The sequence below is a fragment of the Candidatus Enterococcus wittei genome (assembly GCF_002140175.1).
Classification (GTDB): Bacteria; Bacillota; Bacilli; order Lactobacillales; family Enterococcaceae; genus Enterococcus_B; species Enterococcus_B wittei.
The window spans coordinates 95337-105793 of sequence record NZ_NGMO01000003.1 but is presented as its reverse complement, the minus strand read 5'-3'; the positions used below and the strand labels follow the sequence as shown (position 1 = coordinate 105793).

The 10457-nt window shown below is 37.9% G+C and carries 9 protein-coding genes and 1 riboswitch; of the genes, 6 read left to right on the top strand and 3 right to left on the bottom strand.

The genetic code is table 11. From position 1 onward, the window contains the following. Positions 1-1911, top strand: a 1911-nt coding sequence (locus tag A5844_RS08490) for a flotillin family protein (RefSeq protein ID WP_218776172.1), incomplete at its 5' end; no start/stop codon positions are given. Positions 1912-2634: 723 nt separating this feature from the next. Here A5844_RS08490 and A5844_RS14425 read toward each other — a convergent pair. The 3 genes from A5844_RS14425 to A5844_RS08470 all read right to left on the bottom strand — a co-directional run bounded on the left by A5844_RS14425 (position 2635) and on the right by A5844_RS08470 (position 5143). Further along, positions 2635-2772, bottom strand: a complete 138-nt coding sequence (locus A5844_RS14425; protein WP_154670121.1) for a hypothetical protein — start codon at positions 2770-2772, stop codon at positions 2635-2637. Between the two features lie 815 nt (positions 2773-3587). Then, complete coding sequence (locus tag A5844_RS08475; protein ID WP_086285244.1) at positions 3588-4163, bottom strand: ECF transporter S component; 576 nt, start codon at positions 4161-4163, stop codon at positions 3588-3590. A 5-nt stretch (positions 4164-4168) separates the two neighbouring features. After that, complete coding sequence (locus tag A5844_RS08470; RefSeq protein ID WP_086284769.1) at positions 4169-5143, bottom strand: nucleoside hydrolase; 975 nt, start codon at positions 5141-5143, stop codon at positions 4169-4171. Positions 5144-5166: 23 nt separating this feature from the next. After that, positions 5167-5211: riboswitch (PreQ1 riboswitch) on the bottom strand. Positions 5212-5451: 240 nt separating this feature from the next. On the opposite strand from A5844_RS08470, the gene A5844_RS08465 reads away from it, so the two are divergent. The 5 genes from A5844_RS08465 (at position 5452) to rnr (ending at position 10453) form a co-directional block, all read left to right on the top strand. Next, complete coding sequence (locus tag A5844_RS08465; protein WP_086284768.1) at positions 5452-6417, top strand: alpha/beta hydrolase; 966 nt, start codon at positions 5452-5454, stop codon at positions 6415-6417. A gap of 24 nt (positions 6418-6441) precedes the next feature. Further along, entirely contained in the window at positions 6442-6759 is a 318-nt protein-coding gene (locus tag A5844_RS08460) for a GNAT family N-acetyltransferase (protein ID WP_256924541.1), read from the top strand. A gap of 168 nt (positions 6760-6927) precedes the next feature. Beyond that, the gene (secG, locus tag A5844_RS08455; protein ID WP_086284766.1) at positions 6928-7164 is read left to right on the top strand and encodes a preprotein translocase subunit SecG; all 237 of its coding nucleotides are present in this window, start codon (positions 6928-6930) and stop codon (positions 7162-7164) included. 179 nt (positions 7165-7343) lie between these two features. Next, positions 7344-8090, top strand: a complete 747-nt coding sequence (locus A5844_RS08450) for an alpha/beta hydrolase (protein WP_086284765.1) — start codon at positions 7344-7346, stop codon at positions 8088-8090. Positions 8091-8092: 2 nt separating this feature from the next. Further along, the gene (gene rnr, locus A5844_RS08445; RefSeq protein WP_086284764.1) at positions 8093-10453 is read left to right on the top strand and encodes a ribonuclease R; all 2361 of its coding nucleotides are present in this window, start codon (positions 8093-8095) and stop codon (positions 10451-10453) included. Positions 10454-10457 lie beyond the last annotated feature (4 nt).

Below are 10457 nucleotides of genomic sequence, written 5' to 3'. Positions count from 1 at the left end.
TCAGGGACATCAAGAGTGTCGAAAGGAAAGACACTGGGCACCTCAGGGACATCAAGAGTGTCGAAAGGAGGGACATCTGGTACTTCAAGTACAGGTGTTGGTCAAGTGGTAATTAATGATATTCCCAAATCCGCAGGAAAACGTGATTTATGGAGTAAACTTAGAGAAGCAGAGCTTTTTGAAGATGTAGTTCCAAGAATAGAAGATCCTAACGTTCGACTTGCACCGTTAACTGAATTTGTTTCAGATTTGCCTAATACATATTATCATAGTGACGAGGGAATAAGACAGGATATTTTGGCAACAATTAAAGGGCTCTTGCCGCCCAATTCTACCTTTAAAACAATGGCTGGGGTTAAGCCTGATAAAGTGCCAGATTTTCTCAAGCCGTTTGTTCAAGATATAGAGTATAATCTTGAACAATTAATGAATTTTGCAGATTCCGGAATAGCCATGCTTGAAAAATTATTGCTTGACAAAACTACTGAAAAAGCAGAGCTTAACAAAATTGTGGCAAAAGCTGAGGTTGACAAAACTGTGGCAAAAGCTGAGGTTGACAAAGCTGTGGCAAAAGCTGAGGTTGACGATGCTGTGGCAAAAGTCCAGATTGCAGAATCTACGCTTGACAAAGCTATTGCACAGGCTGAGCTTAAAGAAGCTGTGGCAAAAGCCGAGCAGGCACAATTTGAACTTGACAAAGCGATTGAATTAGTTAAGTTTGATAAAACTCTTTCACAATCTAAGGAAGGGAAATATTTAACAAAATTATTTTCAATAGATGAGACCCCTAGCCAAGAACTCATCATAACAGAAACGATTAAAAAACTTTTGAATAGGTTGAAAAAAACCAAAGACTTCTATAAGCAATCAAAGGAATGGGACTATGAAAATATTTTGTTCGTCTGGAGTGATGCATTCGTTAAGAAAGAGGGATCAGATGTTTATGTATCAACACTTAATCCAACTATGCCGAAAGCAGTGGTTTTTCCAGTTGATGGAGAATGTCGGGTCATTATTTTTGCAGATAGTTATCATTTGGATCCTCAAAGAGCTCCAGATTATGAGTTAACAATAAGACCTTCTTCAACGTTAATTCATGAAGGGTCACATCTTGTTTCATATACAAAAGATCTGGCAGTTCAATGTTGTCCCCCAAGAGGGACGGAATTGACTACAGCACAAATAATAAGACGGCTTTATGAAGAACTCAATAACATAATAAATTTAGATTCTCAACCTTTCAGTATCTTTGTGGATCATTTAGCGAAAGAATTGAATTTACCTAACTTATCCAAGTCTGAGGTTATAAGGGTAATGTATGAAGATGAGGTATTGTTTTATAATTTTTTATTGACAGATGCAGAATTATCAACAATTATTTTAAGAGACATTATCGAAGGAAGAGATATTGATGAAATCGTTCGTGTCCCAAGAAGTACAGATAACCAAAAAATGAAATTGAAATTTCTGTTCCTCTATACGGCAATGGCTTATCTGTTTAGAAATTCAAATTTAGAGGTAAATCTTCAAGTAAACCAAATGAAAGAACAGGACACAACAAAAGTAACGGATAATGTGAGTACAGATAGCCCAAGTAAAGAAATAAGGGAAGAAACAAGAATGCCTGTACACACGGAGTCTTTAAAAAATCTAAAATACAGAGCAAAAAATATGTTAAAAAAGGAATTCTCAGACCTTACAACGACTAGTATGACAAAAAGTCACAACAGTACAACTGAATTCATTATAAAAGAACAAGGAGTAACGAGCCCAACACAAACTCCATCGACTCTAAGTTTCTCAGATCTTGTCACTAGGAGTATTGAAAAAAGAAATACGCTTCGTCAAAATGTATCGAAGAAACGAACACACAATCGGCAAGAAGTCACTCCACAATACCAATTCAAGTAGGTCATTCAAAAAAATATTGGTAAGGTAATGTGTGTCTAAGGTATTCACCACTACGAAAAAGTAGTTCGTATCTTTTTGTTTATAGTGATAGAAAAGAAGTTGACATGTATCATAAGCCAACTTCAATGTGGAATCATAGCTGAGTAATTCATCAACGATCGCTTTTTCAGTCATCGGACGCTTAAAGGAATAATCATAGCGATAGCGTAAGCTATCTAATAGATAAGAATCCTTTAGGAATAACTTCCAGTAATGTTTGAATCGTTTATCCTTCAGACGATCGTTCTTACGATAAGTGTTCATGATTTAATGCCCGCTGAATATGTCGGATAATATGCAAACGATCTGTGACGATTTGTGCATGGAAAAAATACTTTCGCTCATTCAAAATAAGGAGTGTTCATATCCATGACGATATATTGGACATTCTCTTTGGCTTGATGAGTATAGCGAGAGAATAGATACGTAGATAAGTTAGTTTACGACTTTCAAGAAGACCGAGAATTTGATTCGTCTGGCCTCCCATGAAGATAAAACTCATTTTTTTACCCAAACATAATTTCATTAGTATGATAGTCCAAGGAGATATCCTTTCTTGATGAGTTTGTTTTAGGCGACTTAATTCTATCAAATTGGATATCTCTTTTTCTATTTTTTTACAAAAAATAGTGTTAGCAGAAAATAAAATTGTTTTCCACCAACACTAGATATTATAGAACCTTTTTATTTGTTTTTTGACTTTCTCTTACGTTTCGCTTCTTCTAAAAAATAAGCTTCGTTGTCTATTTCTTTTGATCTAAATGCTGTACTCTCTGTATCTCTGTTCATATTATTTATTCCACCTAATCCAGAATCTATCATCGAATTCCATTCAGCATAATGAGTCAGCCGAAAACGGGGGATTACGACTCTTTTATGACGAGTGATAAGTACTAAAAGTTCGGATTTAGAAAAGGCGCAACTTTTCGTACTGTCGATCCCGTACCCCAAAAACTTGATTTCTTGCGTGATGAAATTCGCAGTAGATATGGATTTAGGACATTGATCCATACAAGCTCTTTGTTGCCAGGCGCGACAGCTGTTAGCCGTAGCACTAAAGTCGGCGGCCATTAGGAAGGAATGTTTAAAATGAGCTATGGAGATTCATAAGATGATCGTGGAATGTTTAAATGAACAGGATTCTATCTCTCTGAACATGCAGACTTAATAAACAAAAATTATAAAAAGCGGCTAACCTCCTATTCCCATAAACCTTAAATGGGACTTGATGAAGTAAATAGAATTATAGAGGAAGCTAGACTAAAGGATAAATCGGTCTGCATTCAGATGGAAGCCAGAGACCTAAATGGAAATTCCTACCCAGATGTTACTGGTAAGGTTAAAGGTTCTGACGAATTAGGGATATATATAAGAAACAAAAATCGGCTACGATGAGATTCGTTATGTATCCTTGTATAGTCCTATAAAATGGCAATCCGGTATAGAACTGTAAACTATTAGCATGATTATGCAATAAAGAAGGCTAAAGTATATTAGTATACTTTAGCTCAGATCGTAGACAAAAAGGAGCTGGAAATTAAGCCACTCCTTTTTGTCTACAGTCTGAGAGGTCGATTACCGACCTCTTTTTTTTATTTATAACTTAGTTAGAAGTTGTTTCGTAACTGAATCGCATGCTATTTTTTATTTACTAGTAAGGCTTGACGTGGCAATGCAGAAACAGCGAGTGCGACCGCTATAACGGATAATAGGCGATCTAAGTAATCTGTTGCTGTTTGTACCAAGACAACACTGGCTGATTGATTCAATCCTAGTCCGTATAATAATTGGACAATCATACTCGAGCCAGAGGAAGTGATACCACCGAATAACTTGATTGTAATGATGGAAGAAATAATCGTTCCTGGTAAAGACAATACGAGTGCCCAAAGGAACAAAGAAAGCCGGTTTATTAATCCATGGTTTTGTAGTTTTGAAGGCAAGATCAGACCTGCTAGTAACCCAGTGATGATTTGGATCGGGGAATAATACAGAGAAAATATATCTGTAGTAACACCACTCAATAAGCTGCTAGATAAACCGGTCAGCACACCAGGGATCGGACCTAATAAAGCACCAGCAAAAATCGTTCCAATGGAATCGAGATAGATCGGTAAACGAAGCCATAAAGCAATCGTACTTCCGAGGAAATTCAATCCAATACATAGTGCCATAACTGTGACCATTCTTGTTGTTAATTTTTTTTGTTTCATTTCATTCATCCCAACTTTAATCTTTCCAGATCTTTTTTTATCAATTCTTCTTGTGCATTTAAAAGAATGGTTAAAAACTTACGGAAAAAAAGCTGAGTGTCGACTTCTGTCATGATTTGGCTATTCGCTTCTTTTTGCCAAAACTCATAACGATCAACAAGTGTTTGCCCACGACTGATCCCTTGTGTTTCGACCGCAGTATAACTAGGGAATCCTTGGCACATGTTATGATCAATAAAATATGCAACAGCTAACGGATCATTGATGACGCAACCAAGAATTCGTTCTTGTTGCCAGTGAAAGTCAAAATAAAAGCGAGTGATCGCTTTTAAATAATTTCCTTCAGCTGGATTCATTTGACAACAGTATTCTAAAAGCTTAGGTGTGAAAACGATCTCTCTAGTGACGTCTAATCCAACCATTTCGATCATGTTTTCCAGGTGTTCAAAAACATAAGCGGCTGCATGAGGGTCACACCAATAATTGTATTCTGCAACTGGCGAGCAATTACCATGGCTTTTATAAGTGCCACCCATCGAAACGAAACGATCCATGTTCTGACCAAGTTGCGGGTTTTGCTGCAAAGCAGCTGCGATATTTGTCAGTGGTCCAAGGGCAATTACTGAAGTTTCAGATGGTTGAGCAAAATAATCAGCTAAGAAGTCAACAGCATGGAGTGACTCTACTTGCTTATCTGAAGCTAACGGAAAAGTTGTTTCGCCTAATCCATCCATCCCATGGGTATCCTGTGCGCTAGTAAAGGTTTCTTTTAACGGCTGAGAAGACCCTTGATAGACAGGGATGTCTAAACGATTGCATCGTTCTAAACATCTAATAACATTTGTTGTTCCTAAGTCAACAGGAACATTCCCACAAACAGTGGTGATTGCAATGACTTGTATTTCTGGTGATTTGATCGCTAACAATAAAGCTAACGTATCATCAATACCAGGATCGCAATCGATGATTACCTTTCGCATTATTTCCAATCTCCTTTCTATAGAGACACTTAGTTTTTTATTCTGGGAAGTTTCCGAACCAGTCCAAGGTAAGTCCTTGATTATAATGCACGGCATTAGTATACTGATTTTTAAGAAGAAAGTAAATGTTATCTTACTATTGGTTGCTGAAAGGTAGAATCGACCCTAAAAAAAGCAATTCAACCAATAGGTATCAGTGATAGGATAAAAGATATCACTATAAGGATCACTATTTATTGATCATTGTTTTAAAAAGATTCATCCATCAGATGTTTAGTGTAAAAGAAATGGGAAAAGGAGGGATGTAAGTGGTTGTTTTTTATATTTTGCTGCTTTGTATTTTATTATTCATTTGTTATCAATTTCTTGCATACTTCTACGCAAAAAAATTGATTGAAGCTGGGTTACAAAGAGGTACAAAGTGGTATGAAAAAAAAGGTCATCAATTGATGGATCCTGCCTCTTTGACCACGGTAGAGGAACAACGGCAAAAATTAGAAGAACAGTCTGAAGACTTTTGGCACCAAGGAAAGCCAACTACGATCAAAAGTCATGACGGATTAAAACTAAGCGGACGCATGTTTATATCTGTAGAATCGGGAAAAAAATGGGTGATTTGTGTCCATGATTACCGTAGTACCGGCAAAAAAGACATGTCTTATATCGGTAAACAGTATGCTGCACAGGGATTTAATGTCTTGATCCCCGATTTGCGCGCGCATGGCGAAAGTGAAGGCGAGATCATTGGGATGGGCTGGTTAGATCGCTTAGATCTGATTCTTTGGATCAATGAAATAGTGAAAAAAGAACCAGAAGCTTCAATCCTCTTACATGGAGGATCAATGGGTGCTTCTACCATCATGATGGCCAGTGGTGAAAAATTACCCAAGGCAGTGAAAGGATTGATCCTAGATAGTGGATTTGTGTCTGTTTACTCAGAATTTCGTTATATGTTAAGTAAATTGACTATTTTTCCTAAAAAAATCGTCATGCGTTATGCTAACCGCTATGCACAAAAATATGCAGGTTATTCATTGAAACAAGCTTCAGCAACGAGACAATTGGGTAGTAATCATTTGCCAGTTCTGATCATTCACGGAGAAAAGGATCACTTTGTCCCACTAGAAGCAGCTTACACGATACAAAATGCTACTGCTGGCGACAAAGCATTACTGTTAGTGCCAGAAGCCGAGCATTTAGAAGCTGTTAGTAAAGATCCAAAAACCTATTGGACCGTCATCTTTTCATTTATTGAACAAAGGGTGAATATTTAAGAAAAACCTCTGAATTAGTGCTTTTTGACTAAGTACAAAAAGCAAAAAAAAAGGAGAATGTCTAGAATGGAAATCAAAGAGGAAAAGAATCGAATGGTCTTACTTGATGAACAACAAAATGAAATTGGTGAAATGACTTGGGCTGATGCTGGTCCAGATCTCATGATCATCGATCATACTTTTGTGGATCCTGCATTTCGGGGACAAAAATTAGCCGAAAAACTGGTGTTAAGTGGCGTAGAGTTAGCTAGACAAAGGAAAAAGAAAATCATCCCTTTATGCCCATATGCAAAAAAAGAATTTGAACAAAAAACCGAATATGAAGATGTATGGCATAAATGATTTTTAATATCAAGTTGTCGCATTTTTTAGTGAGGCAAAGGATTTATGAAAGCCGTAAGAGACAGATCGCAGCCTCTGACGAATTTCTCTTGTTCAAAACACTGTTGTCACAGTGTTGGTTATATGATAAAGTTAGAATGACGATATTTCGAGAAAGGAGGCTGTTTAATGTATAATGTGATTTTAGGGATTGTGATCGTCCTGTCTATTTTGATGGTTATTGCGATCATGATGCAGCCAAGCAAACAAAATAGTGCAGCTAGTGCTTTTACCGGTGGTGCAGATCAATTGTTCGGTAAACAAAAAGCACGTGGCTTTGAAGCGGTGATGCAACGTTCAACTGCTGTGATGGGTGCGGTGTGGATGATTTTATTATTCGTACTAGTCCTTTTATCTTCAAAATAATCAGTCTTAAAAACTATTGGCTATAGATTGTCATAAAAGATTGTTTCATTTTTTCAATCAAATAGAGGGCCTGGGAATTTTATGATGTCCCAGGCCCTTTTTGTGATTAAAATTAAGACCATTATATAAGAAGGTATTTCTCAACTATGGTAAAATAGAGTCAATGAGGTGAATTAAAAATGAGAAGTCTACCACAACCTTTATATGAAAAACATGGGAAGCGTGCGGTCCTGTTGTTGCATGCATATTCAGGTAGTCCCAATGATGTGCGGATGTTAGCCAGATTTTTAGAAAAGTCCAATTATACCATCTATGCGCCTCGTTTCACAGGTCATGGAACATTAGAGCCTAAAGATATTTTAGATCAAGATCCCCAAACGTGGTGGCAAGATACAAAAGAGGCTGTCCAGTTTTTACAGGAGGAAAACTTCACTGAGATCGCTGTTTTAGGTTTATCCATGGGAGGGATTTTTGCGGTAAGATCTTTAGCGGAGTTGTCGTTGATCGGTGGCGGTTTTTTCTGTTCACCAATTTCACCAGTAGAAAATCATGTGCCAGAAAACTTTGAAAAGTATGTTCGTCAAGTGTTGAAAATGACAGGTGAATCAGAAAATCGAATCGAAGAACGGGTGCTTGAGTTGAGACCGCGAATCAACCAACAATTAGAAGAAATACAGAAACAAGCAATAATAACAGAAGGCAAGTTGTCAGAAATCCATGCTCCGGTATTTTTAGCTCAAGCGGCTCAAGACGAAATGATTGATCCATATGGGGTGTATACCACAGCTAAGAAATTAGCACAAACATCTCTTTCACTGCACTGGTATCCAGAAAGTAAACATGTGATTACTGTTGGTGCAGCTCGAAAGGAATTCGAAAAAGATGTGCTGGATTTTCTAGAGAAACTACCTTGGAATGAGGAATAACAATGACAAAAGAAACATTAAAAGAAAAGATACTCTTTTTTATTGAAAACAATCGAAAAAAGAGCTTTTCAATGGAAGAGATTGCTGAAGGACTAGGTTTTCAGAAAAGTGAAGATTTTAAACTACTCGTACAAACGATTGCTCAGATGGAAAGAGAGCAAAGTGTAGTCTTCACAAAAAAAGGGAAAGTCAAATTACCACTGCAACCTATATTGGTGGAAGGAATTTTTAGAGCGAACGAACGAGGATTTGGTTTTGTCACGATCGACCCAGAAGAAGATGACATCTATATTCCGAAAGAGGCGACTGGTTATGCCATGGATGGCGATACGGTGGCCATCGATATCATCAAGACAGCAGATACCTTTATGGATCGTGGTGCTGAAGGGAAAGTGATGGAGATCCGTCAGCGAGCAGTTACTCAGCTTGCTGGAGAATTTGTAGCCTATACAGATGAAGAAATCAAAGAAACAGATCTTTATGGTGTAGTGATCCCTAAAGACAAAAAGATGAGTCACTTTAAAGTCTATGCAGCAGCTGAAGGGGTACGCCCAGTTGACGGGAGTATCGTATTGATCGAACTGACTCATTATCCAGAAAAAAGCTATGCGACAAGCTTAGAGGGAATCATCAAACAAGTAATCGGTCACAAAAATGATCCTGGAATGGATATACTCTCGATCGTAGTCGCTAATGGGATACCTACGAAATTTCCTGATGACGTTTTAAGTGAGGCAGATGCGGTGCCAGATGCGATCAGTGAAAAAGATCTAATTGGACGTAGAGATCTGAGAGACCAGATGATTGTCACAATCGATGGAGAAGATGCCAAAGATTTAGATGATGCAGTAACAGTCAAAAAGTTAGCCAATGGGCATTATTTTTTAGGTGTCCATATCGCAGATGTCTCCTATTATGTTACTGAAGGCAGTCAATTAGATCGTGAAGCCTACGAACGTGGGACAAGTGTTTATTTGACCGATCGAGTGATCCCAATGATCCCACAACGGTTGTCTAACGGGATTTGCTCACTTAATCCACACGTACCGAGACTGACGATGAGTTGTGAAATGGAAATTGATGGGACTGGGAAAGTCATTTCTCATGAGATATTCCCAAGTGTGATCCAAACAAGTGAACGGATGACGTATACAGCAGTCAATCAGATTTTAGAAGAACAAGATGAAGAAACGATGCAACGTTATGAAGCACTGGTACCCATGTTTGAGGCCATGAAAGAATTGCATGAAATCTTAGAAATGATGCGAATCCGTCGGGGGGCCATTTCATTTGAAGATCGTGAAGCTAGGATCTTGGTCAATCCTGAAGGGCATCCACTGGACATCCAATTAAGAAGCCGTGGGGTTGGCGAACGATTGATCGAATCCTTTATGTTGGCTGCCAACGAAACAGTGGCACAACATTATTCTGATAGAAAATTCCCTTTCATTTATCGGATCCATGAACAACCAAAAGAAGAAAAAATGCAACGTTTCTTTGACTTTGCTTCTGCTCTAGGGATCTTAGTCAAAGGTACAAAAGGTACGATCACACCGAAAGATCTGCAAAAGGTAATCGAGCAAGTGGAAGACAAACCTGAATCTGCAGTAATCAATACGATGTTGCTAAGAAGTATGCAACAAGCACGTTATTCTGAAGATAACTTTGGACATTATGGTTTAGCGGCAGAATATTATACGCACTTTACTTCACCGATTCGTCGTTATCCAGATTTGATTGTTCATCGTTTGATTCGTTCGTATGGCGAAGATCCAAGTGAAAGTAATCAATCTTACTGGGCAAGTGAGTTACCAGAGATTGCTGATCATAGCTCAAAAATGGAAAGACGAGCAGTTGAAACCGAACGTGAAGTCGATTCCATGAAAAAGGCAGAATACATGTTGGATAAAGTGGGTGAAGAATTTGATGGTATCATCAGCTCAGTCGTGAAATTTGGTTTATTTATCGAATTGCCAAATACAGTAGAAGGTTTGATCCATATCAATGAACTCAAACAAGATTATTTCCACTTTATTGAAAACCATCTAGCATTAGTCGGTGAACGAACCGGATTGACCTTTAAAATTGGCCAAAAAGTTCGTGTGAAGGTAGTCAAAGCAGATCCTGTGGAACGAGCCGTTGATTTTGAGTTGATTTCTGCCGAAGAAGTGACTTCTTTAGAAAAACCACAGGCACGAAAAAATGGCAAGGACAAAAATCAACAAAGAAGTCGTGACCGTAGATCCGATAAAAATAAACGGCCAAAACGTTCAGATGAAAAACGTAGTGGGAAAAAAGGTTCAGGAAAAAAAGGGAAAAAGCCGTTTTATAAAGGCATAAAAAATAAGAAAAAGAAAAAATAGAACG

Coding starts and splice junctions, on each gene's coding strand:
- A5844_RS08470 (WP_086284769.1), bottom strand. CDS start 5,143: ATGCGAAAGGTAATCATCGATTGCGATCCTGGTATTGATGATACGTTA.
- A5844_RS14425 (WP_154670121.1), bottom strand. CDS start 2,772: ATGATAGATTCTGGATTAGGTGGAATAAATAATATGAACAGAGATACA.
- rnr (WP_086284764.1), top strand. CDS start 8,093: ATGACAAAAGAAACATTAAAAGAAAAGATACTCTTTTTTATTGAAAAC.
- A5844_RS08450 (WP_086284765.1), top strand. CDS start 7,344: ATGAGAAGTCTACCACAACCTTTATATGAAAAACATGGGAAGCGTGCG.
- secG (WP_086284766.1), top strand. CDS start 6,928: ATGTATAATGTGATTTTAGGGATTGTGATCGTCCTGTCTATTTTGATG.
- A5844_RS08475 (WP_086285244.1), bottom strand. CDS start 4,163: ATGAAACAAAAAAAATTAACAACAAGAATGGTCACAGTTATGGCACTA.